The sequence below is a fragment of the Pseudomonas sp. PS02303 genome, assembly GCF_029959925.1.
GTDB lineage: Bacteria > Pseudomonadota > Gammaproteobacteria > Pseudomonadales > Pseudomonadaceae > Aquipseudomonas > Aquipseudomonas mandelii.
The window spans coordinates 35,295-57,320 of the sequence record NZ_JASCOM010000023.1 but is presented as its reverse complement, the minus strand read 5'-3'; the positions used below and the strand labels follow the sequence as shown (position 1 = coordinate 57,320).

The window sequence follows — 22,026 nt, the reverse complement described above, 5'->3', positions numbered from 1 at the left end:
GGCTCGCTCCCACAGGGTTTTCTGTCGGACACAAAAAATGTGTACGACGCCAATCCATTGTGGGAGCGAGCCTGCTCGCGATGAGGCCGGTACAGCCAACCAATAATCTGAAGGATCAACCGCGAGCAAACTCCACCGCTTTCTTGAACTGCTCATCCGTCGGCCGCACGCCGGTGTACAGGACAAACTGCTCCAGCGCCTGGATCGCGATCACTTCCAACCCGGTAATGACGCGCTTGCCCTCGGCGCGACCGCGCACGATCAGCGGTGTTTCCGAGGGAATCGCCACCACATCGAAGACAGTTTCGGCAGCCGCGATGGTTTCAGCGTCGAACGCCAGTTGATCGGCCTCGGGACCGCCGCTCATGCCGATCGGCGTGACGTTGATCAACATCTGCGGACGCTGAGAGCCCAGTTCCACCTGCCACTGATAGCCCAGTGATTCAGCCAACGCCCGCCCGGCCTGTTCGTTACGGGCCACGATCACGCCGTTTTGATAGCCGCCATCACGCAAGGCACTGGCCACGGCTTTGGCCATGCCGCCGCTGCCGCGCAGGGCAAAGGTCGATTCCTTCGGCACCTGATGGGTTTCAAGCAGCTGGGCGATGGCGATGTAATCGGTGTTGTAGGCTTTGAGATGGCCATGGGTGTTGACGATGGTATTGATCGATTGAATGGCCGCTGCGGACGCGTCCAGCTCATCGACCAGCGCAATGCAGGCCTCCTTGAACGGCATCGACACGCCGCAGCCACGAATACCCAGCGCACGAATGCCGCCAACAGCACCCGGCAGATCCTGACTGCTGAACGCCTTATAGTAAAAATTCAGGCCCAACTGTTCATACAGATGATTGTGAAACCGCAGGCCGAAATTGCCGGGACGCCCGGAAAGCGACATGCACAGCTGGGTGTCTCGGTTGGGGTTCATCTGCATGAAATATCTCCTTCATAAGCACTTTCAGATGGACGGGATGAGCCCTTCCATCGAATTCTGATCGATCATAACGGCGTGCCCGCGCAGGGTGGCAGCGGCCGTAAAGAAGCCGGTACAGACCTTACACAAAATTTACCCAACGGCTGTGCTGATTTTCAAAAAAACGCTGTCTTAGAGGTATCCCCGCGACGATCCTTGGGTCTATTGCAGACGCAAGCGCCGGGTCGAAGAACCGAGGAATTATCATGATCCGTAAAATCCCCACAGTTGCCTTGCTGCTCGGTGCTCTTGCTATCACAGGGCAGGCAGAGGCTGGCGGCGGTCACGGTTGGCAGGGTCCAGCGGTATTTGGCGCGATCGTTGGTTCGGCAATCGTCGGCTCGGCCATCATCAACAGCAACCGACCGGTGTATGTACAGCAACCGGTCTACGCCCAGCCTCAGCCGGTTTATATACAACAGCCACCACCGGTTTATTACCAGCCTGCGCCGGTCTACGTGCAGCAACCGGTCTACTACGCACCACCGCCGGTTTACTACGGCCCGCCCCGTGGTTATTACGGTCCACCGCGCGGTTACTACGGCCATCCCCACGGTTATGGCCGCTGGTAACAGACTCATCAGGCCGCGCCTAATCAGCGTGGCTTTTTTGTGACCGTTCGTCGGCGAAGGTCTGGAAAAATCGCGCCAATGTCGCTGTGGAGACAGTGTGGACGGTTCAAGTTGGCAAGATTGACTCGACCGCCCTTCCCCCGACTTGGGAAAAACGGTCATATTTATGTCATGTCAGCTCCGCAAGCTTGGATCTGTACGTAAACAACAGGTTGATAAAAACAAGGACGACCTCATGCCCACGCAAAACCCGCACCGCATTGTCGGCTTGTGCACTTCCAGCAAGGTGTACAACGCTTTGACCGAACTCAAGCACCTGGAAGGCCATCGCAGCGCCAAGTTTCTTTCGCTGCTGGCCGAAAACCTGGTGCGCAAAGGCCTGCTCAACGAGCAGGAAGTGGTCCATATGCTTGACCTGGTGGTCGACTGAGCTGAAAACTCATTGGCGTCAATGACGACTATCGAAAGCGTTGATTGTCCGTTCGCGAGGCAGGTCCGTAAGGTAGCTCCATCGATTGATGGAGGTATTTATGTCCCAGGTTCAGATCATGTCCGTAATTGGCAGCGCCGTTCCCGCACCGCTCAGAGAGCTAGGATTGCTCGCCTGTTGGTATCTGGTGCAGGACGGCGAACCGATCAGCGGACCGCTCACTTCGCTGCCGGCCGCCAAGGCACTGTCGCAACAAATCGGCCAGGGGCAGCTCAGCGCTTAAGGCAGCTGCACCCTTGGTTTGGTTTCGATGAAGATCGCCCAGCTCGACATGAACAGCGCTGCAATCAGCGGCCCGATGACAAAGCCGTTCAGGCCGAAAATGGCCAGACCGCCGAGGGTCGAGATGAGGATCAGATAGTCCGGCATCTTCGTGTCCTTGCCCACCAGGATCGGGCGCAGCACGTTATCCACCAGGCCGATCACAAAAACCCCGAACAACCCCAGCACCACCCCTTGCCAGATCGCCCCGGTGAACAGGAAGAACGCCGCTACCGGTGCCCAGACAATCCCCGCCCCCACGGCTGGCAACAGCGATAGAAACGCCATCAATACCGCCCAGAGCAACGCGCTCGGGATGTCCAGAAACCAGAAAATCAAACCGCCCAATGCGCCCTGCGTAATCGCCACCAGCAGGTTGCCCTTTACGGTCGCCCGCACCACACGGTTGAACTTCAGCTGCAAACGGCGTTTCTGGTGCTCCTGCAACGGGACGGCGGAGCGAACTTTACGCGCCAGTTCCGCACCGTCTCGCAGGAAGAAGAACAGCAGGTAGAGCATGATGAAAAAACCCACCACAAAATCGAACGTGCCCTGACCGAAACTGAAGACTTGCGTGGCGACAAACTCATTGCCCGTCACCGCACTCTTGATGATTTTCTCCCGCAGCCCGTCCAGCTCGCCGAGCCCGGCCCGATCCAGCAAATGCTGGAAGTACGGCGGCAGGCTGTGTTTGAAATGCGTCACATACCCCGCGATGTCCAGCTCGCCGCTTTCGATGCTCTTGTACAGCGCAGCCCCTTCCTGAACCAGCAAGATGCTGAGGATAATCACCGGCAGGATCGCGATCACCAGGCAGATGCTCAGGGTGAGCAACGACGTCAGGTTGCGCGGCCAGCTGAACTTCAGTTGTATCCGGCGTTGCAGCGGCGCGAACAGAATCCCGAGGATCACCGCCCAGAACACCGCGCCGTAGAACGGCAGCAAAATCCAGATAAAGGCGGCGGTGACCACCCCGAGCAAGATCACCAGCGATTTGTTGTGTACCGTCTGTTCGTTCATGTCCGATCCATGTCAGTGCGCTCTCGTATTGAAGAGCCGTGCTGATGCTTAGTCCGCCACGGTTCGCGCGAGTGCTATCCGTTTGTTCATCAAGCATAGATCCAGATCAATGAACCTCGCGGGCAAGGCGATTACCCTCGCGGACTTTTGCGATCGACACTGCCATGACGCTCCTTGCCCCAGAACTGCTCGCTCCCGCCGGCACCTTGAAAAACATGCGATACGCCTTCGCCTACGGTGCCGATGCGGTCTACGCCGGCCAGCCGCGTTACAGCCTGCGGGTGCGCAACAACGAATTTGACCACGCCAATCTCGCGCTCGGCATCAAAGAGGCACAGGCCCAAGGCAAGCGCTTCTATGTAGTGGTGAACATTGCGCCGCACAACGCCAAGCTCAAGACCTTCCTCAACGACCTGGCCCCCGTGATTGCCATGGCCCCGGACGCGCTGATCATGTCCGACCCGGGCCTGATCATGCTGGTACGCCGACACTTCCCGCAGATGCCGATTCACCTGTCGGTACAAGCCAACACGGTGAACTGGGCCAGTGTCGAGTTCTGGCAGCAACAGGGCTTGAGCCGGATCATCCTGTCCCGGGAACTGTCGCTGGAAGAAATCGCCGAGATCCGCCAGCACGTCCCGGCGATGGAGCTGGAGGTCTTTGTCCATGGCGCGCTGTGCATGGCCTATTCCGGCCGCTGCCTGTTATCGGGCTACATGAACAAGCGCGACGCCAATCAGGGCAGTTGCACTAACGCCTGTCGCTGGAAGTATTCGGCGACGCAAGCCACGGAAAATCAGCTCGGTGAAATCGTTCAGCAATTCCAGCCCGAGCCGACCCTGGGCATCGGCGCGCCGACCGATCAGGTGTTCCTGTTGCAGGAAGCCAATCGCCCTGACGAATTGATGCCGGCCTTCGAGGACGAGCACGGCACCTACATCATGAACGCCAAGGACCTGCGCGCCGTTCAGCATGTCGGGCGGCTGACGCAGATTGGCGTGCACTCGCTGAAGATCGAAGACCGGACCAAATCGCACTTCTATTGCGCACGCACCACGCAGGTCTATCGCCGGGCGATTGATGATGCCGTGGCCGGTCGCGAGTTCGATCGCAGCTTGATGACGGATCTGGAGTCCCTGGCCCAGCGTGGCTACACCGAAGGCTTCCTGCGTCGGCATGTGCATGACGAATACCAGAACTATCAGCACGGCAGCTCGGTTTCAGAGCGCCAGCAGTTTGTCGGCGAGTTGACCGGCGAGCGCCGTGATCGCCTGGCGCAGGTAAAGGTCAAGAACCGGTTCAGCCTGGGCGATCACATGGAGCTGATGACACCCCAGGGTAATTTCCACTTCGATCTGCATCAGTTGCAGAACATCAAAGGTGAAGCGATCGAAGTGGCGCCGGGGGATGGGCATACGGTGTATGTGCCGATTCCGGATGCGGTGGATTTGAAGTTCGGGTTGTTGATGCGGGATGTGGGCGTGTAGATCCGTACCAAAGATCGCCGTCTGCGCCCGCGCCTACGCAAACTCCTCACGCAACATCGCCACAAACGCTTCCCGCGCCGGGTGAACCCCGGCGTTTTCATGCCAGTAAAACAGGTTGTCGATCGCCGTCAGCTCAGGGAACTCAAACCCCGCGCACCCCGCCCCTTTGGCGTACTGGTCAAACACCCCTTTGGGCACCAGCGCGACGCCGGCCCCGGCGCTGACACACCCGACTATCGCGCCATAACTGGCCAGACTGACAATCGGCAGCGCCTGCCCCTGCCGCAACAACCAGTGCTCCAGCGCCGCCCGGTAAGGACAGCCTTGCGGCCACATGAATACGGTCTTGTCCTGCAAGTCGGCGATATCGCGCACCGGTCCCAGGGATGTCGAGGCTATAAGCAGCAGCTCTTCGCGGTACATCGGCGTGCGCTTGAGCAGCGAGCGCTCGACATCCACCGCGACGATCGCGCCGTCGAGCCGATGATTGAGGGTGTCATCGAGCAGTTGGCTCCAGGTTCCGGTGGTCAGTTCCAACGCGACGCCAGGATATCGCTTGTGAAACTGGGCCAGCAGACGCGGCAGGCGACCGGTGGCCGAGGATTCGATGGCGCCGATGCGTAGCGGGCCGGACGGTTCGGCCGAAGGGTCCACCGCCCGTTTGGCTTCAACAGTCAGCGCCAGAATTTTCGAGGCGTATGACAGAAACGTCTGGCCCGCCGGGCTGATACGCAAGCCTCGGCCCTCGCGTAGAAACAGCGCCACCCCCAACTCGGCTTCCAGCGACTTGATGCGTGCCGTGATGTTCGACGGCACGCAATGCAACAGCTCCGCCGCCCGGGCGATGCTGCCGACCTCGGCAACGGTCTTGAACATGCGAATTTGCGCCAATTCCATACATCACCCAAAGTGAACAGTTGTTGCAGTATAAGTCAGTTGTTGCGAATGATCAGACTTCTGATACTCGGTGCATCAACCCACCGGTAATCGACCATGAAGCCCTCCACGCACACCCTGAAAATTCTCTTGGCCATGGCGTTTGTCGTCGCCTGCTGGGGCTTCTCACCGACCGGCATCCACATCGGCTTGCAGGCCTACGACCCCGGCCACTTGGCGCTGCTGCGCTTTCTGATCGCTTCGGTGTTCATGGCGGTCGTCGCCGCATTCAAAGGCATCAGTCTGCCGAAGCTTGGCGATCTGCCGTTACTGTTCGTCCTTGGTTTTTTTGCCGTGAGCCTTCACCACGTCGCCTTGAATATCGGCCAGCAAAATGTCAGCGCCGGCGCCTCCAGTGTGCTGGCGCAATCGACCCCGTTGTTCAGTACCTTGCTGGCGCGTTTCGTGTTCAAGGACCGGGTCAGCGCCTGGCGCTGGGGGTGTGTCTTGTTGGGATTGATCGGCGTGGTGATTGTGGTGGCCGGTGATCGAGGGCTGGGCAGCATGGATGCGCACGGGTTGCTGATCTTGCTGGCGGCGGTGTCGTGGAGTTTCTACTTCGCCTTGCAAAAGCATCATTGCGCTCGCTACGACGGGTTGACGCTGGTCTGCTACACGGTCTGGTCGGGCACGGCGCTGTTGCTGATTTACCTGCCGGGGCTGGCCGGCAAAGTCGCCAGCGCGCCGATGCAGGTGCAAATGACCGTGGTTGCCTTGGGCGTGTTTCCCAGCGCCCTCGCCTACCTGGCCTGGGCATTTGTACTGGCCCACATCGATTTGAGTCGCGCGACCATGACGCTGTATCTGATTCCGCCCACCGCCATGGCGATTGCAGCGTTTGCCTTGGGCGAGCAGCCAACGTTGATGGTCGGGATAGGTGCGATGGTGGTGCTGATCAGCGTGCTGGCGTTGAATCTGGAGCGGCGCTCCGCCGTCATCGCGGCGCCGCCAGCCCGGCCATGACTGCACGCCATGCGAATTAAAGAATCGCCTGGCGATGCCGACGTCCTCTGTTCACATGAACGTGACGCCATCGCCTGGAAATGCTTATGAACCGTTTCGCTGCTGCCTGTGTGCTAGGGATATTGTCCGGTTGCGCCAGCCCGCCACCCGCGACTCCCGCCACACCTCCCTACCGGCAGCCGGTACTGACGGTGCAAGAAGTGTTCAAGAAAACGCCACTGGAAAACTCGGTGATGCGTAACGGCGATACCCTCAGCTTTCAGGTCCACACACCGGCTTACACTCGCGATGGTTTACCGAGCGTTGTACAGCTGCAAGCGGACTGCAAGGTGCCCGATGTCAAACTACTGTTCCTCGACAACTTCCCCATCGCGACGACGGATGGCAGCCACCAACACACACCGCTGACCGTACTGATTCCCAAGGAACTGGCAACCGAACTGGCCAGCAAGCCGCACTTCAGCGAAGCCTGTACGCGCACCGCAGCGTCGGACTGGCGCATTGTCCATCGCACTGAAGCCGCTCGCTGGGTGATGATCGACGTCAACAGCCTGAAAATCGAGGGCAACGTCAGGCGGTTCTGGGGCGGATTCGACGAACCCGTGCTCCTCACCGACAAGCCCAACCTGCAACTGTTCGGACAGACTCGCGAGCGCTACGAAGTCGATTGCGCACGCAAGACCTATCGAGTGTTGAGCTCATTCCAGCTTGGCCCGAATGATCGGGTGTCCATGGGCGGGGTACTGAACAACCCGTCGCAGGCCTTCGCCCAAGGCAGCGCGGACACCCAGACCTTGCTGAGCGCTGCGTGCACCGCACCCCCGCCGCGATCGACACTGCCTGCGTATGTCGCCCGCGCCAAATTTCCGCTGAGCTACCAGATAGAACCTGTGTCCGCTTCGGTATTGAAGGCCATCACCGATTTAAAGCTTGCGCCGCCCACCCGGACACTCAAGCGCACGGTGTCGAAGATCAATAACACGCACTTTTATTTTTCAAACTCAAGCACGGAAAATGCGCTGGTGTTCGACACCGACGCTCAGAGCGGACAATTGCGCGAGCGCCGGGAACAGGCTCCCGTCGGCCGGTACATCGTCAGTTTCAGAGGCTTGTTGCCACTGGCAGAACAATACTCGCTGACAGAGAGCAAGCGAAACAGACCACCGTTATCCACCGTCACCGACACTCAGCAATTGAGTTTCACCGGCGATTGGCAACGCATGCCGGTGGGTGCGTCACTGGAAATGCGTGCCAGCAAACGGGAACGAAGCACCCTCGACGGCGAAACAATGAAACGGGAAAGTGTGCAGTGCACCGTGCAGCGTGTGCTCGACGCAGCCCAGGTCAACAGCGAACTGGAAGGCCCCGCCAAAGAACTGCGCTGTCAGTTTGCCCTTGGCCAGAAGCTCAAACGTGACAGCAAGATTTTCTACCTTGAAGACTACGCTTACTTCTTTGTGTCCTCGTCCACGTTAGGGGGCACCGAGAGTCGAGTCAGGCTGGTCAAGGTCGAACAGTAAAGAAAAACCCGGCACAGTGGCCGGGTTCTGTTTATCGCCTGTCATCGGATAAAGGGGTTGGCTCATCCGCCGGCGGTACGTCCTCGTCAGCGGCCGGATCCTTCCAGTCTTCAGGTCGATCGGCGTCTGCGGCCGCCGGGTCCAGTGAAGGGTCCCTACCAGGCGGAGCATCGTCATCCAGCGTCGGCTCGTCAGTGCCGGGCATGGGTCTGGTGGGGTCGGTATTGGGTGTTCCACCCTGGAGCATTGAGTCGTTTGCCATGACGCACCTCACTGATGAGGTCCAGAAAATCCGGGCCGTACTGGTTGGAAGCGGGTGCGGGAATAGCGTGCTATCAACTGGACAAACGGTTGTCAGGCACCGGCCGAAAAACGGTCGCGGCTGTTGGTCAGGTGCAGCCACATGGCGGCCCGCGCAGCGTCCGGGTCCTGGCGTTTGATCGCGTTGAGAATTGCCTCGTGCTCGAGGTTGGCCAGTTGCCCGAGTTTGCTCAAATCCGCCGCGCCACGTTCGGCGGCATTGACTCGGGTCCGGGGAATCATGGCGCTGCCCAGGTGCTGCATGATTTCGGTGAAGCACACATTGCCGGTGGCTTCGGCGATCAGCAGGTGGAAGCGCTTGTCGGCCTCGACGCAGCTGTCGTTGTTGGCGAGCAGGCTCTGATAGTCGTCGAGCGCTTCGCGCATCTGCATCAACTGCTGATCGGTGCGACGACTCGCCGCCAGCGCGGCAGCCTGGGTTTCCAGGCCCATGCGCAACTCCAAAATGCTGCGCACTCCCAGCGCGGTATCGACATTCAATCGCAGCCCCTGCTCCGGTGCGCGCTCCAGCACGAAGGTGCCGATGCCGTGACGGGTTTCCACCAGGCCTGAGGCCTGCAACTTCGAGATCGCCTCACGCACCACGGTGCGGCTGACCCCGTGCTCCTGAACAATCGTGTTCTCCGACGGCAGCTTGTCTCCCGGCAACATCTGCCCGAGCAAGATGCTCTGGCTCAGTTTGGCCACCAGGTCATGGGCCAGGTTGTGGGTGCGCTTGCGGGCAGGCGCGTCGAGGTCTTCTTGCATGGCGATCATCCGGAAGCAGGGCTAACGGAATCGTAGCACTGCGCTCAGCTGGAATCCCAAGAAAACCATGACCAACTTGTATGACAACACTCAACAATCGGCTAAAAACGACCGTTATTTAAGGTGCCATCCACCAGCAAAAAAGTTAATTCAGCGAAAATAAACGCCATTTTATTAGGTCAGACTGCTTGCAGGACAAAAAAATGTAGTTGTATGATGTCTATCAACACAGCAACATCCAGCCACACCCCGCATAAAAATAATCAGTGGGAGAAAACCAAGTGAATACCTCCATATACGGGATGCACGAGGGCGCCGATTCGGTCCTGAAGTCCGCCATCTCGAAAGTGAAACGCCATGTCCTACCGCTCTTCGTCATCATGTTCATCGTCAATTACATAGACCGCGTGAACATCGGCTTCGTCCGCGCCCACATGGAGCAGGACCTGGGCATCGGAGCTGCCGCCTACGGCCTCGGCGCCGGCCTGTTCTTCATCGGCTATGCGCTGTTCGAAGTCCCCTCCAACATGCTTCTGCAAAAAGTCGGTGCCCGCATCTGGCTGACCCGCATCATGCTGACCTGGGGCCTGGTCGCCGCCGGCATGGCCTTCATCCAGAACGAAACCCACTTCTACATCCTGCGGTTCCTGCTGGGCGTGGCTGAAGCCGGGTTCTTTCCCGGGGTGATCTATTACTTCACGCGCTGGTTGCCTGGCGTCGAGCGTGGCAAAGCGATTGCCATTTTCCTCAGCGGCTCGGCCATTGCCTCGCTGATCTCCGGCCCGCTGTCCGGTTTGCTGTTGCAGATCAGCGGATTCGGGATGCATGGCTGGCAGTGGATGTATTTCATCGAGGGGATGTTTTCAGTCGGGCTGTGCGTATTTGTGTGGTTCTGGCTGGACTCCAAACCCCACGACGCCAAATGGCTGACCCGCGCCGAGCAAGATGCGCTGGTCAAGGCCATCGATGACGAACAACTGGCCCGGGAAGCGGCGACACCGATCAAGCCGTCGTTGGGCACGTTGCTCAAAGATCGCCAGATCATCCTGTTCTGCCTGATCTACTTCTTCATCCAATTGACCATTTATGCCGCGACCTTCTGGCTGCCGAGCATCATCAAAAAGATGGGCGACCTCAGCGACATTCAGGTCGGGCTCTTCAACTCGATCCCTTGGTTGCTGTCGATCGTCGGCATGTACGCCTTCGCTTCGCTGTCGGCGAAATGGAAACACCAGCAGGCCTGGGTCGCCGCCGCCCTGCTGATCGCGGCAGCCGGGATGTTCATGTCGACCACGGGCGGGCCGATCTTTGCCTTCGTGGCGATCTGCTTCGCGGCGCTGGGCTTCAAGTCGGCCTCGTCGCTGTTCTGGCCGATTCCTCAGGCTTATCTGGATGCGCGAATCGCGGCGGGCGTCATCGCGCTGATCAACTCGGTGGGCAACCTTGGCGGCTTCGTGGCACCGACCACGTTCGGTCTGCTGGAAGAACATACCGGGTCGATTCAGGGCGGGCTGTATGGCCTGGCCGCGACATCGATCATCGCCGCGATCATCGTCTTCGCCGCGCGCAACACACCGAAAACCGCACCCGCCGTTGCCTTGGGCAAACCAGCGCCCAATCACGCCTGAATCTCTGTGTTGAAGGACAAGACTATGAACCCACAAGACACCGCCAAAGCCCCGATCATCACCAGCATGCAAGTGGTGCCGGTGGCCGGTCATGACGGCATGTTGCTCAATCTGAGCGGCGCCCACGGCCCGTTTTTCACCCGCAATATCGTGATTCTCAAGGACAACGCCGGGCACACCGGGGTCGGCGAAGTGCCGGGGGGCGAGCGCATTCGCCAGACGCTGGAAGATGCACGTTCGCTGGTGGTCGGCAGTCCGATCGGCACGTATCAGAAGATCCTCAATCAGGTGCGCCAGACCTTTGCTGACCGTGATGCTGGCGGTCGCGGTTTGCAGACGTTTGACCTGCGCATCACCATTCATGCGGTCACGGGCCTGGAAGCCGCCCTCCTCGACTTGCTCGGCCAGCATCTGGACGTGCCGGTTGCGGCCCTGCTCGGTGAAGGCCAGCAACGTGACGAAGTGAAGATGCTCGGTTATCTGTTTTATGTCGGTGACCGCAATGAAACCGACCTGCCCTATCGCAGCGAACCGGAGGCCGACAATGACTGGTTTCGCGTGCGCCACGACAAAGCCATGACCGCCGATGCCGTGGTGCGCCTGGCCGAGGCCGCGCACGCCCGTTACGGCTTCAAGGACTTCAAACTCAAGGGTGGCGTGCTCAGCGGCGACGCGGAAATCGAAGCCGTCACCGCGCTGGCCGAACGCTTTCCCGATGCGCGCATTACCCTCGACCCGAATGGTGCGTGGTCACTCAAGGAAGCCATTCGACTGTGCCGCGACCAGCATCACGTACTCGCTTATGCCGAAGACCCGTGCGGGGCGGAAAACGGGTATTCGGGTCGAGAAGTCATGGCTGAGTTCCGCCGTGCCACAGGCCTGAAAACCGCGACCAACATGATCGCCACCGACTGGCGGGAAATGGGCCACGCCATCCAGTTGCAATCGGTGGATATTCCGCTGGCCGACCCGCATTTCTGGACGATGCAGGGTTCGGTTCGCGTGGCGCAGATGTGCCACGAATGGGGCCTGACCTGGGGTTCGCACTCCAATAATCACTTCGACATTTCCCTGGCCATGTTCACCCATGTCGCCGCGGCTGCGCCGGGTGAAATCACGGCCATCGACACCCACTGGATCTGGCAGGACGGTCAGCGCCTGACCAAGGCTGCGCTGCAAATCGTCGGGGGGTGCGTGCAGGTGCCGAAGAAGCCCGGGTTAGGGGTTGAGCTGGATCTGGATCAACTGGCCAAGGCTCATGAGTTGTACAAAGGCATGGGACTGGGCGCCCGGAATGACAGCGTGGCGATGCAATTTCTGATTCCGGGGTGGAAGTTCGATAACAAGCGGCCGTGCCTGGTGCGCTAAACCCTCGCAGCACCAAAAATCCCCTGTAGGAGTGAGCCTGCTCGCGATAAGGCCACAACATTCCACCTCATCGTTGACTGTTACACCGCCATCGCGAGCAGGCTTACGCCTACAGGGGAAATGGTATTCGTCAGTGGGTCCTGGCCGCTTGCAGCAGCCACTCCTTGAACATCGTCATCGCCGACGTTTCAGGGCGCGACTGCAAGCGGGTGAGCCAATAGCTGCCGGTGGTGATACCGATGTCGAATGGTTGCTCGATCGCCCCCGCCGCCAGTTGCCGGGCGAACATCAGCGGCGGCGCCAAGGCAATCCCGGCGCCTTGTAGCGCCGCCTCCATCATGGCCAGCGAGGAGTCGAAGACGATGCTCCTAGGCGCCGGCGTATTGGCCGGTAACCCGGCGGCCAGAAACCACTCGGGCCACTCGTCCGTGCGATAGGAACGCAACAGCGTCTGCTTGAGCAAGTCCGCAGGTTCTTGCAACTGCCCGGCTATTTCCGGGACGCAGAGCACCGACAACGGCGCCTCGATCAGCTTTGACGCCTCGATCCCGTGCCATGCGCCGGCGCCAAACCGGATGGCGTAATCCAGGCCCTCGGCAGCCACATCCACCCGATTGTTGTTAGTCGACAGGCGCAAATCTATGAATGGATGTTTCGACTGGAAGTCCGCCAGTCGCGGCAACAGCCAACCCACCGCAAAGGTCCCCACGGCACCCACGGTCAACACTTCACGAAAATGCCCGCCCTCGAAACGTTCAAGGGTTTCGGCAATCCGGTCAAAGGACTCGCGCAACACCGGCAGCAAGGTTTCGCCTTCACTGGTCAGCATCAGGCCGCGGGGCAAGCGTTTGAACAGCGTTACGTTAAGCTGGGCTTCAAGGCTTTTGACTTGATGGCTGACCGCCGCCGGCGTGACGAACAACTCCACCGCTGCCCGAGTAAAGCTCAAATGGCGTGCGGAAGCCTCGAAGGCCCGCAATGCGTTCAGCGGCAGATGAGGACGAATCATGCCCACTCCCAAATTTTTCTAATGGCTAACCCGAAATATCGTCGTTTGTCGATTTTCGCCCGACTGCCTAGATTTGGCGCGCCCATCAGCCGTCCGGTGTTGGATCCGGACGGAGTGTAGCGGTTAAAGTAATGGCAACTCATGGAGAGTGATTCCAATCATGTTCAAATTTCAACTGCCAAGACTGGCGTCCCTCAGCGCTTTCGCCCTGTTCCTCGGCGCAAGTCACTGTATGGCCGCAACAAAATCCGACGATCAGCTCGACGCCCTGGTGAAAGCCGCCATCGGGCCGGTCATGCAACAACAGAATATCCCTGGCGTCGCGGTCGCGATCACCTTAAAGGGTCAGCAGCATTACTTTAATTACGGCATGGCGTCGAAAGAGGACGGTAAACCCGTCAGCAAAGACACGCTGTTCGAAATCGGCTCCGTGAGTAAAACCTTTGCCACCACGTTGACGGCTTACGCCCATGCGAGCGGCAAACTGTCTTTGTCTGACCGGGCCAGCCAGGTGTGGCCTGATCTGCGCGGCAGTGCATTCGACACCATCAGCGTGTTGCAACTCGCCACTTACACCGCTGGCGGGTTGCCGCTGCAGTTTCCTGACGAGGCCGATCATCCAGACAAAATGCTCGCCTACTTCAAACAGTGGAAGCCCGTTTATGCCGCAGGCACCCACCGCCAGTATTCGAACCCCAGCCTTGGGCTGTCCGGTTATCTGGCGGCCAAAAGCATGGGCCAGCCGTTCGATGAGCTGATGGAAAAAAACCTGCTGCCCAAACTCGGCCTCAAGCACACCTATCTCAAGGTGCCGCAGGATCAGATGGGGCTTTACGCCCAGGGTTACGGCAAGGATGGCAAACCGGTGCGGGTGAGCCCGGGAGCGCTGGATTCGGAGGCGTATGGGGTGAAAACCAGCGCGGCGGATTTGCTTCGTTATGTTGAAGCGAACCTGAAACCGGCAGCGCTGGAGAAGCCATTGCAACAAGCGATCGCCCTCACTCACAGCGGTTACTACACCGTGGGCGAGATGACGCAAGGCTTGGGCTGGGAGCACTACCACTATCCGGCCAGCCTCGAAACGTTACTGAGTGGCAACTCGACGGAGATGGCGATGGAGGCGCACAAAGTCCAGTGGCTGAACCCGCCACAACCTGCACAAGACGCGGCATGGTTCAACAAGACCGGGTCGACGGGTGGTTTCGGCGCGTATGTCGCGTTCGTGCCTTCGGAAGACATCGGTATCGTGATTCTGGCGAACAAGAATTACCCGAACGCCGAGCGAATCAAGATCGCTCACAACATAGTGAGTGCCCTTACCGAGTAATCCTCGCCACAGGGGTCAATGCTGGCAATAAAAATGGGCGACCTCTTTGGGGTCGCCCATTGTCGTTATTACGTCGGCTCAATGCCGAGTCGGCGCTGGAGCGTCAGGCGCATCGTTCCTCGGATCAAGATTGTCCCGAGCCTGAGCCACCAACAACTCTGCAATCCCCGCCAACTGCTGAATCGCCCCCAGCATCACCCTGTTCGAGCCATCCAGCTTGACGGCAAAATTCACAAGCACCGCATTCAGCGACGCAAGGGTTTCGCTGGCCTGATGCAAGAGAGTGAGGGTGTCGACGCCCGGGGCAACAGACAAGATCTGGTTGATCGGGACGGAACGTCTGGGCTTGCGCACTCGAATGCGGGTGTCGTGCTCGGTCGTGTCGCCCGCCCGGACAAGCTTCAGGTGAGTGGCATCGGTTGGGCGTTGCGGATCATTTTTGCCGAACTTCTTCATAGACGAGGCTCCTTTCTGGCCATTGGTTAATTCGTCCCTGGATCCCTCAGTGTTGCGGACTCCCACGTCCGACCGCGATGGTTGCGGTGGCTGACGAAGGCTAACGGCGCGCTCTGACAGAAACCAGTTCATGAAGTCCGATAGGACTTGCAGGAAATTTCCGAGACCAATGAAATCAGGCCCCCAGCGGTACACGCGGTTTTTATAGCCGCTGTGGAGGATCGATTTGAACCCGATTGTCGACCAATGCAAAACCTGTGGTGCTGCACAATGGCGCCCTCGTTAAAGATTACATACCCCACCCAAACCAAGTAGCATCGCCCTCTTTTTTCTCACCCCACCACCACGCATCAGCCCTCCATACCGCTTATCTGCGACAGGACTATGCTGAATCAGAGCATTAAGGGCTGACCCATGAAAGTACTGTTGGTCGATGATCACGCTGTGGTGCGCATGGCAATCGGGATGATTCTGGCCCGTGAGGGCCATGAGATTGTCGGTGAGTGCGACAACGGTGTAGACGCCCTCAGCAAGGCATTCGAGCTGAAGCCGGATGCCATTGTGCTGGACCTCGACATCCCGCGACTCGACGGCATGGCGGTCATTGACCGGCTGCGCATCGGCGGCAGCCAGGCCCATGTGCTGGTGCACACCGGGCTGAGAAGCCAGGCCTACGCGGCGCAGTGCCTGCGGGCCGGCGCATCGGGCTTTTTGTCGAAAATCGATGATCCGGCAGAAATCGTCGCCGCGCTCAAAGCCGTGGCCAGCGGCAAGACGTGGTTTCCGGTCAGCACGTTCGATTCGGTGCGCAAAAGCGATTTCGCCCACAACGATGCGCAGCTCCTGAGCGCCGTTACCCGCCGTGAACTCAAAGTGCTGCACGGTCTGGCACTGGGCAAGAGCAACAAGGAAATCGCCGACGACATGCTGCTCAGCAACAAGACGGTCAGCACCTATAAAACCCGCCTGATGGAAAAGCTCAACGTCTCGACGCTGCTGGAGCTGATCGAATTTGCCAAACGCAATGATCTGGTCTGACTCATGACCGCGATCCGCCGAGTGCTGCTGGGCGTGCTGATGCTCCTGTCCTATAGCGCGTGCGCAGAACCGCTTTCATTGCTCAGCCGCGCCGCGGACAGCAGCGTCGCGCTCACACTCACGGCCGCGCAACGCCAGTGGCTCCATCAAAATGCCGTGCTGCGGGTTGGCGTGTATCTGCCCGACCGGCCGCCGCTGGATATCACCGCCAATCAAAAGGATTACGAAGGCCTCTCCGCCGATTACCTCGACGTGCTGGCCCGTGGGCTCGGTGTACGTTTGCAGGTTAATCGCTATGCCAGCCAGGAACAGGCGCTGGCCGCGCTGCAACAGGGCGAAGTCGATCTGGTGCCGCGAATCAATCACCTCGAAGCCGTCCGTGCCGATCTGCTGCTGAGTGCACCTTACGCCTACGACCAGGCGGTGTTGATCAGCAAGTTCGGTACGCACTGGCCCGCAGACCACCCCCCGGCCGGCACTACCGTATTGTTCGATCCCGACTGGATTCAGCGGGAACGGGTTGCCTCATTGTTCCCGCAGTTGCAGGTCGAGTCGGTGCACTCGACCGATGAAGGTTTGGGCCGGGTTGCCTATGGCGAAGGAATGGTGCTGCTCACCGACGCCATTTCCGCGCAGTACCTGGTGGAGCGCAGCTATCAGCAAAGCCTGAAGCAGACGATCCAGCGCGACTCCGAAGGCCTGGGCTTCAGCTTTGCGGTACAGCGCGGGAACACGCCGTTGCGCACATTGCTCAACAGTGCCCTGGCGAACATTTCCCCCCAGGAACGCGGCGTGATTGCCCGGCGCTGGGGCATCGGCGCCAATCCAAGGCTGGGTTACAGCCGTCTGCAATTGACGCCGGTGGAACAGCAATGGATCAAGGATCACCCGCAGATCGATGTGCTGGCCAACGACTTGTATTCGCCCTTCAGCTTTTTCGACGCGGAAGGTCAACTCCGCGGTATGGCGGCGGACTTGCTCGAACTGATCAATGACCGAACGGGGCTGGTGTTCCGTCCGAGCAAAATCACTTCCGTCGATGCCATGACTAGCCGGGCACAACGGGACCCGGTCAGCATCATTGCCGCGCTGACCTACAGTGAACGCCGCGAACCCGGCCTGATGTTCTCCCGCCCCTACGTGATCAACCCCTTTGTGCTGGTGACACGCACGCAACCCGAGCATTCGGGCCTGACGGGCATGAAAGGCCGGCCAGTCGCGCTCGTCAAAGGCTCGGCCGCCGCCAACTGGCTGGAACGCGAGTGGCCGGACATTCAACAGGTCTCAGTGGACGCGCCCATCGAGACGTATGAATTGCTCGCTGAAGGCCGGGTCGAGGGCGTCATCCAGCCGCAACTGGGCGCGACGTACCTGATCGACCGTTTTTTCCGTGGCCGACTGCAAATCGACTCGGTGATCGGCTCCCAACCCGCGCTGATCGGCTTTGCCACCGGGCATCAGAATACCGAACTGGTCTCGATCCTCAACAAGGCCCTGCTCGATATCCGTCCCGAGAAGTTCAGCGACCTGGCCAACCGCTGGCAGAACCCGCAGGAGAGTCAGGGCGGCTGGAGCGCTTACAAAAGCTGGTTCTATAAAGCGGTGCTGGGGCTACTGGTGGTAGTGCTGGCGATCCTGGCATGGAACCGCGGCTTGCGCCGGCAAATCGCCGAACGTCAGAAAGCGCAAAAAGCCCTGAATGACCAACTGGAGTTCATGAAAGTGCTGGTGGACGGCACGCCGCATCCGATTTACGTGCGCGACCGCCAAGGCTTGCTGCTGACCTGCAACCGCGCCTACCTGCAAGTGATGGAAATCGAACTGGAGCAGGTGCAGGGCAAAGGCCTGATCGAAGCAAACATTCTTGCCCCCGACGACGCCTGGAGCTACAAGCGCATTCATCGCGCGACGCTCGACAGCGGCGAGCCGTCCTTCGACAACTTCACCATGACCGTCAACGGCAAGACGTATCACATTTACCACTGGGCACTGCCCTACCGCGATTCCGACGGCACCATGACCGGGGTGATCGGCGGCTGGATCGACCTTACCGAACAGCAGCATTTGCAGCACGCACTGCATCAGGCCAAGGACCTGGCAGAAGCAGCCAACCGGGGCAAGAGTCACTTCCTCGCGGTGATGAGCCATGAGATCCGCACGCCGATGAGCGCCTTGATCGGCGTGCTCGAACTGATGCGCGACCATCGCTCCGACGCGCAGCTGATCGACATCGCACAAAAGTCCGCGAGCGGCATGATGGAGCTGATCGGCGAAATTCTTGATCTGTCGAAAATCGAATCCGGCAAGTTCGAGCTGCGCAGCGGCACCTGCCATCCCGAGCGATTGGTCAGCACGGTGATTCAGAGTTTCGCCAGCCTTGCGCAGCAGAAAAACGTCGCGCTGGAATTCATCAACCAAGGGCTCGATACCGCGGTGGAGCTGGACTCGCTGCGGTTCCGCCAGATTGCGTCCAACCTGATCAGCAACGCGATCAAATTCACTCCGCAAGGTTCGGTGATGGTGCAGCTGTTGATTGAACCGCAAGGCGACCTCGCCCACGTGCGCCTGAGTGTTCAAGACACCGGTGTCGGCATGGATGATAAACAGCGCGAGCGGCTGTTCCAGCCCTATACCCAGTTCGCATCCAGCGACAGCGAGTTGCAGATCGGTACGGGGCTGGGCCTGGCGATCTGTCAGCAGTTGACGCAGTTGATGGGCGGGCGACTGAGCTGCGTCAGCGCGCCGGGACAAGGCTCGCGTTTTACCCTGGAACTCGACGCGGACCTGGCGCCTGACGACGCCCCGGTGCCTTTGGACAGCACTGAACACCTGGCACCGCTGCCGGCGCGCGATATCCTGATCGTCGAAGATCACGAGTTCAACCGCGTGGTGCTGCAACGTCAACTGGAGTCGCTGGGCATGCGCGTGACGTGCGCCAAGAACGGGCTCGAGGGATTGCGGGTGTGGGACCGGGAAATCTTCGACTACGTGATCACCGACTGCAACATGCCACAAATGAGCGGCGACCAGATGACCCGCCAACTCAGGTCGGTCGAGGCCCGGGAAGGACGAACTGCAACCCATGTGGTCGGACTGACGGCCAATGCTCAGCCTCAGGAAATCCAGCGCTGCCTGGATGCCGGCATGAACGACTGCCTGTTCAAACCCGTCACCCGCTCGGCGCTTGAGCGCTATCTTCGCCAGGTCGAACAAGTGCAACAGGCGGCGGCCCCCTGCTTCGATATCTCGAAGGTCAGCGATATTACGGCGGGTGATGCGGCCATGACTCGCCAGTTGCTGGCCACGGTGCTGCGCACTAATCAGGAAGACTTCGACGCCATGCAGGCGCTGTATGCCGCTGGCGATTACAGCGCCATGGGGCGGCGCAGTCACAAGATTCTCGGCAGCGCGCGGATCATCCACGCGGCGCCGCTGATCAGCGCTTGCGAGGAACTGGAGCAGGCGTGTGGCCAGTCGATTCCGCTAGACGCCTTGAGTCGCCTGCATCAGGCCTTTGCCAAGCAGATGCAACGCCTGCAAAACAGCCTTCAGGAGCACCTCAACGGTCGACTTTTGTAGGACGCGTCCTACAAAAAGATAGGAAGCGGCTGCGTTATCCGCCTCGCCCACACCCGGAGAATCCGCGGCTCATTTCCATGCAGTCGGCGGATCGTTATGTTTACTTTTGGTGTACCGTTTTCTCGTGTCTCCCTGTCCGGGGCATTGTTGATGCTGGGCTGCGCGCCTGCCGGCGCCTTTGCTGCCAGCTGCGACTCGCTCAACTGCCTGACAACGCCTCAGGCCAATGTAGCGGTGAACGATGGCTCGACGATTTACGTCGGTACGGGCGGCACTCTGACCGATAGCACCGTGAGCAATGGGTTCATCCAACTTCTGGACGGCGGGCGCGCGAACGGCACCACAGTCGATGGCAGTGGAAGGCTGAGTGTCTATGACTCTGCGGCGGCATTCAGCACCGTCGTTGAAAACGGCACCATGGTCGTCGTCGGTTCAGCCACAGCCCTGCGCACCATCGTCAACGACGGCAACCTGGAGGTGGCGCAGAACGCGGTGGTCAGTGATACCCAGCTCAAAGGCGGCACTATGTGGGTGTATACCGATGCCACCGCCAAGAACACTTTCGTCAACAACAGTCAGATGACCGTTTACGAAAACGGCAATGCCGACCGCACGACGGTCAATGACGGTGGCGAACTTTCCCTCAGCGAGAACGCCTCGGTCATCAACACCGTGGTCAATCAGGGCGGGATGATGGATAGTGGGGCTGGCCCGCATATCCACTTCACCACCGTCAATCAGGGTGGCCTCATGGTGCTCGGCGACCTGGCCGAAGCCAGTGACACAACGATCAATTCGGGTGGTGTTCTGCGACTCAAGGGTGATGCAGTGCTGGGCGGCGCGAACCATATCGCCGGTCAAGTCACGTTCGCCGATCCGGCCATCAACGGTTTTCACACGCTGACGATTAAAGGCCCGTTGACCGGCAATGGCAGCTTCCTGATGAACACGGACCTGGCCTCACTGCAAGGCGACCTGATCAAGGTGCAAGGGCCGATCAGCGACAGCCACACCCTGGTGGTTGCCGACTCCGGGAACGCGCCGAGCGGCGAGCAGCAGCAACTGATGCTGGTGGATGGCAACGGTGGCAGCGGTGATTTTAAACTCCATGGCGGGACCGTCGATGCCGGCGCCTACCGCTACACCCTGCAACAGCACGACGACGATTGGTTCCTGGCCAAACCAGGCGAAAACACACCTGATCTGGATCCGGTAGATCCGGTAGATCCGGTAGATCCGGCAGATCCCGTAGATCCCGTAGATCCCGTAGATCCCGTAGATCCGATCGATACGGTCGATCCAGTCAACCCGGTGACCCCACCCGTCACTGAACAGCCAGACAAGCCAATCATCGCCCCGCCACCGCAAACGCCGCAACCGATCCAGACTCACCCTGTTCCTCAGGCAAAAGTTCTCAGCAAAGGCGCCAACGCGGCGGTCGCCAGCCACGCCGCCTCCGCTGCGCTGATCGGCGCGCAGATGAATGCGACGACCCAGCATTTGGGCGATCTTCGTTCGGGTAAGGATCAGGGAGGTCTGTGGATCCGTGGCTATGGCACTGAACAACGCCTGGACACAGGTGCCAGTCGCGCGTTCCAGCAACAGGTCAACGGCCTGGAAATCGGCGCCGACACGGCCCTGTCCTTTGCCGACGGTACGCTGTATGTGGGCGGCTTGCTCGGCAAGGGTCAGGCGCGGCAACACTTTGGCGAGGCCAGCAATGGCACGATCGACAGCGCGACGCTGGGGGGTTATGCCGCCTATCTGGACCGCAGCGGGATGTATGTCGATGGCGCGCTGAAATACAGCCACCTGAACAATGACGTCGACATCACCAGCAACCTCGGCGACAAGGTCAAGGCGCGCTACAAGAACCACGCCGTGAGTGCTGACGTTCAACTCGGCAAGACTATCGACCTAAGCCAGGGCTGGTTCGTTGAACCCCAAGCGGGGCTGCAGGTAGCGCGCATCAGTGGCGGCAGCTACACGGCGAGCAATGGCCTGAGCGTTAAACAGGATTCGATGGTTTCGCTGCAAAGCCGTGTTGGCGGGGCGTTCGGGCGAAATCTGCAGCCAGGCAATGGCGTTGCGGTGAAACCTTACGTCAAGGCCGCCTGGATCACCGAACATGCAGGTGACAGCACAGTGAACGTCAACGGGGCAAAACTCGACAGCCGCTTGCCGGGTTCACGAGCCGAGGTAGCGGGTGGCGTCACTGTGACGGCGGTTGAAAAACACAACTTCTTCGCCGAAGCGGGCTACACCAAAGGCAACGATATCGAACAGCCTTGGGCGCTGACGGTCGGCTATCGCTACAACTGGTAACGCCCC

General features: G+C 59.7%; 19 protein-coding genes. 12 read left to right on the top strand and 7 right to left on the bottom strand.

The window, feature by feature from the left end:
* Positions 1 to 115: 115 nt before the first annotated feature.
* Positions 116 to 934, bottom strand: coding sequence for a shikimate 5-dehydrogenase (locus QMX98_RS09035; protein ID WP_102599597.1), 819 nt, complete (start codon positions 932 to 934; stop codon positions 116 to 118).
* Between the two features lie 245 nt (positions 935 to 1,179).
* Here QMX98_RS09035 and QMX98_RS09030 point away from each other — a divergent pair, with 245 nt between their 5' ends.
* From QMX98_RS09030 to QMX98_RS09020, 3 genes are all read left to right on the top strand, one after another.
* Positions 1,180 to 1,545: a hypothetical protein gene (locus QMX98_RS09030; protein WP_010458670.1), complete on the top strand. Its 366-nt coding sequence runs from the start codon at positions 1,180 to 1,182 to the stop codon at positions 1,543 to 1,545.
* A 235-nt stretch (positions 1,546 to 1,780) separates the two neighbouring features.
* Entirely contained in the window at positions 1,781 to 1,975 is a 195-nt protein-coding gene (locus tag QMX98_RS09025; RefSeq protein WP_003179723.1) for a hypothetical protein, read from the top strand.
* 100 nt (positions 1,976 to 2,075) lie between these two features.
* Positions 2,076 to 2,258: a hypothetical protein gene (locus QMX98_RS09020; RefSeq protein WP_010458664.1), complete on the top strand. Its 183-nt coding sequence runs from the start codon at positions 2,076 to 2,078 to the stop codon at positions 2,256 to 2,258.
* On the opposite strand, the gene QMX98_RS09015 is transcribed toward QMX98_RS09020, so the two are convergent.
* On the bottom strand, positions 2,255 to 3,316 hold the full coding sequence (locus tag QMX98_RS09015) for an AI-2E family transporter (protein WP_077749986.1): 1,062 nt from the start codon (positions 3,314 to 3,316) through the stop codon (positions 2,255 to 2,257). The two genes, QMX98_RS09020 and QMX98_RS09015, sit on opposite strands and share 4 nt — an antisense overlap.
* Positions 3,317 to 3,480: 164 nt before the next feature.
* On the opposite strand from QMX98_RS09015, the gene yegQ reads away from it, so the two are divergent.
* Positions 3,481 to 4,803 carry a tRNA 5-hydroxyuridine modification protein YegQ gene (yegQ, locus tag QMX98_RS09010; RefSeq protein ID WP_282410592.1) on the top strand — a complete coding sequence of 441 codons (1,323 nt, stop codon included), beginning with the start codon at positions 3,481 to 3,483 and terminating at the stop codon, positions 4,801 to 4,803.
* A gap of 33 nt (positions 4,804 to 4,836) precedes the next feature.
* Here yegQ and QMX98_RS09005 read toward each other — a convergent pair whose 3' ends face one another.
* Positions 4,837 to 5,700, bottom strand: coding sequence for a LysR substrate-binding domain-containing protein (locus QMX98_RS09005; RefSeq protein WP_282410591.1), 864 nt, complete (start codon positions 5,698 to 5,700; stop codon positions 4,837 to 4,839).
* A 96-nt stretch (positions 5,701 to 5,796) separates the two neighbouring features.
* Here QMX98_RS09005 and QMX98_RS09000 point away from each other — a divergent pair, with 96 nt between their 5' ends.
* The gene (locus tag QMX98_RS09000) at positions 5,797 to 6,702 is read left to right on the top strand and encodes a DMT family transporter (protein WP_221108941.1); all 906 of its coding nucleotides are present in this window, start codon (positions 5,797 to 5,799) and stop codon (positions 6,700 to 6,702) included.
* Between the two features lie 86 nt (positions 6,703 to 6,788).
* Positions 6,789 to 8,222 (top strand): hypothetical protein, encoded by a 1,434-nt coding sequence (locus QMX98_RS08995; protein ID WP_282410590.1) that lies wholly within the window; start codon positions 6,789 to 6,791, stop codon positions 8,220 to 8,222.
* Between the two features lie 31 nt (positions 8,223 to 8,253).
* Here the strand turns inward: QMX98_RS08995 and QMX98_RS08990 are convergent, their stop codons facing one another.
* Together QMX98_RS08990 and QMX98_RS08985 are read right to left on the bottom strand one after the other, a co-directional pair.
* The gene (locus QMX98_RS08990; RefSeq protein WP_010458652.1) at positions 8,254 to 8,484 is read right to left on the bottom strand and encodes a hypothetical protein; all 231 of its coding nucleotides are present in this window, start codon (positions 8,482 to 8,484) and stop codon (positions 8,254 to 8,256) included.
* A gap of 92 nt (positions 8,485 to 8,576) precedes the next feature.
* Positions 8,577 to 9,290, bottom strand: coding sequence for a FadR/GntR family transcriptional regulator (locus QMX98_RS08985; protein WP_010458651.1), 714 nt, complete (start codon positions 9,288 to 9,290; stop codon positions 8,577 to 8,579).
* Between the two features lie 281 nt (positions 9,291 to 9,571).
* Between QMX98_RS08985 and QMX98_RS08980 the strand changes: the two genes are divergently transcribed.
* Together QMX98_RS08980 and gudD are read left to right on the top strand one after the other, a co-directional pair.
* Positions 9,572 to 10,918, top strand: coding sequence for an MFS transporter (locus QMX98_RS08980; protein ID WP_077749993.1), 1,347 nt, complete (start codon positions 9,572 to 9,574; stop codon positions 10,916 to 10,918).
* Positions 10,919 to 10,942: 24 nt separating this feature from the next.
* On the top strand, positions 10,943 to 12,286 hold the full coding sequence (gene gudD, locus QMX98_RS08975; RefSeq protein WP_282410589.1) for a glucarate dehydratase: 1,344 nt from the start codon (positions 10,943 to 10,945) through the stop codon (positions 12,284 to 12,286).
* Positions 12,287 to 12,416: 130 nt separating this feature from the next.
* Here gudD and QMX98_RS08970 read toward each other — a convergent pair whose 3' ends face one another.
* Positions 12,417 to 13,295 carry a LysR family transcriptional regulator gene (locus QMX98_RS08970; protein ID WP_010458644.1) on the bottom strand — a complete coding sequence of 293 codons (879 nt, stop codon included), beginning with the start codon at positions 13,293 to 13,295 and terminating at the stop codon, positions 12,417 to 12,419.
* Positions 13,296 to 13,455: 160 nt separating this feature from the next.
* On the opposite strand from QMX98_RS08970, the gene ampC reads away from it, so the two are divergent.
* Complete coding sequence (gene ampC, locus QMX98_RS08965; protein WP_282410588.1) at positions 13,456 to 14,622, top strand: class C beta-lactamase; 1,167 nt, start codon at positions 13,456 to 13,458, stop codon at positions 14,620 to 14,622.
* Positions 14,623 to 14,700: 78 nt separating this feature from the next.
* Here ampC and QMX98_RS08960 read toward each other — a convergent pair whose 3' ends face one another.
* Positions 14,701 to 15,078: a DUF6124 family protein gene (locus QMX98_RS08960; RefSeq protein WP_042932867.1), complete on the bottom strand. Its 378-nt coding sequence runs from the start codon at positions 15,076 to 15,078 to the stop codon at positions 14,701 to 14,703.
* Positions 15,079 to 15,492: 414 nt separating this feature from the next.
* Here QMX98_RS08960 and QMX98_RS08955 point away from each other — a divergent pair, with 414 nt between their 5' ends.
* From QMX98_RS08955 to QMX98_RS08945, 3 genes are all read left to right on the top strand, one after another.
* Entirely contained in the window at positions 15,493 to 16,116 is a 624-nt protein-coding gene (locus QMX98_RS08955; protein ID WP_077749996.1) for a response regulator transcription factor, read from the top strand.
* Positions 16,117 to 16,119: 3 nt separating this feature from the next.
* The gene (locus QMX98_RS08950) at positions 16,120 to 19,695 is read left to right on the top strand and encodes a transporter substrate-binding domain-containing protein (RefSeq protein ID WP_282410587.1); all 3,576 of its coding nucleotides are present in this window, start codon (positions 16,120 to 16,122) and stop codon (positions 19,693 to 19,695) included.
* A 96-nt stretch (positions 19,696 to 19,791) separates the two neighbouring features.
* Positions 19,792 to 22,020, top strand: coding sequence for an autotransporter outer membrane beta-barrel domain-containing protein (locus tag QMX98_RS08945; protein WP_282410586.1), 2,229 nt, complete (start codon positions 19,792 to 19,794; stop codon positions 22,018 to 22,020).
* Positions 22,021 to 22,026 lie beyond the last annotated feature (6 nt).

What these genes read in the sequence shown, in the direction of transcription:
- QMX98_RS09000 (WP_221108941.1), top strand. Translation starts at nt 5,797, where the DNA reads ATGAAGCCCTCCACGCACACCCTGAAAATTCTCTTGGCCATGGCGTTT.
- gudD (WP_282410589.1), top strand. Translation starts at nt 10,943, where the DNA reads ATGAACCCACAAGACACCGCCAAAGCCCCGATCATCACCAGCATGCAA.
- QMX98_RS08970 (WP_010458644.1), bottom strand. Translation starts at nt 13,295, where the DNA reads ATGATTCGTCCTCATCTGCCGCTGAACGCATTGCGGGCCTTCGAGGCT.
- yegQ (WP_282410592.1), top strand. Translation starts at nt 3,481, where the DNA reads ATGACGCTCCTTGCCCCAGAACTGCTCGCTCCCGCCGGCACCTTGAAA.
- QMX98_RS09015 (WP_077749986.1), bottom strand. Translation starts at nt 3,316, where the DNA reads ATGAACGAACAGACGGTACACAACAAATCGCTGGTGATCTTGCTCGGG.
- QMX98_RS09005 (WP_282410591.1), bottom strand. Translation starts at nt 5,700, where the DNA reads ATGGAATTGGCGCAAATTCGCATGTTCAAGACCGTTGCCGAGGTCGGC.
- QMX98_RS08985 (WP_010458651.1), bottom strand. Translation starts at nt 9,290, where the DNA reads ATGCAAGAAGACCTCGACGCGCCTGCCCGCAAGCGCACCCACAACCTG.
- QMX98_RS09020 (WP_010458664.1), top strand. Translation starts at nt 2,076, where the DNA reads ATGTCCCAGGTTCAGATCATGTCCGTAATTGGCAGCGCCGTTCCCGCA.
- QMX98_RS08955 (WP_077749996.1), top strand. Translation starts at nt 15,493, where the DNA reads ATGAAAGTACTGTTGGTCGATGATCACGCTGTGGTGCGCATGGCAATC.
- QMX98_RS08945 (WP_282410586.1), top strand. Translation starts at nt 19,792, where the DNA reads ATGTTTACTTTTGGTGTACCGTTTTCTCGTGTCTCCCTGTCCGGGGCA.
- QMX98_RS08960 (WP_042932867.1), bottom strand. Translation starts at nt 15,078, where the DNA reads ATGAAGAAGTTCGGCAAAAATGATCCGCAACGCCCAACCGATGCCACT.
- QMX98_RS09025 (WP_003179723.1), top strand. Translation starts at nt 1,781, where the DNA reads ATGCCCACGCAAAACCCGCACCGCATTGTCGGCTTGTGCACTTCCAGC.
- QMX98_RS08950 (WP_282410587.1), top strand. Translation starts at nt 16,120, where the DNA reads ATGACCGCGATCCGCCGAGTGCTGCTGGGCGTGCTGATGCTCCTGTCC.
- QMX98_RS08990 (WP_010458652.1), bottom strand. Translation starts at nt 8,484, where the DNA reads ATGGCAAACGACTCAATGCTCCAGGGTGGAACACCCAATACCGACCCC.
- QMX98_RS09035 (WP_102599597.1), bottom strand. Translation starts at nt 934, where the DNA reads ATGCAGATGAACCCCAACCGAGACACCCAGCTGTGCATGTCGCTTTCC.
- ampC (WP_282410588.1), top strand. Translation starts at nt 13,456, where the DNA reads ATGTTCAAATTTCAACTGCCAAGACTGGCGTCCCTCAGCGCTTTCGCC.
- QMX98_RS08995 (WP_282410590.1), top strand. Translation starts at nt 6,789, where the DNA reads ATGAACCGTTTCGCTGCTGCCTGTGTGCTAGGGATATTGTCCGGTTGC.
- QMX98_RS09030 (WP_010458670.1), top strand. Translation starts at nt 1,180, where the DNA reads ATGATCCGTAAAATCCCCACAGTTGCCTTGCTGCTCGGTGCTCTTGCT.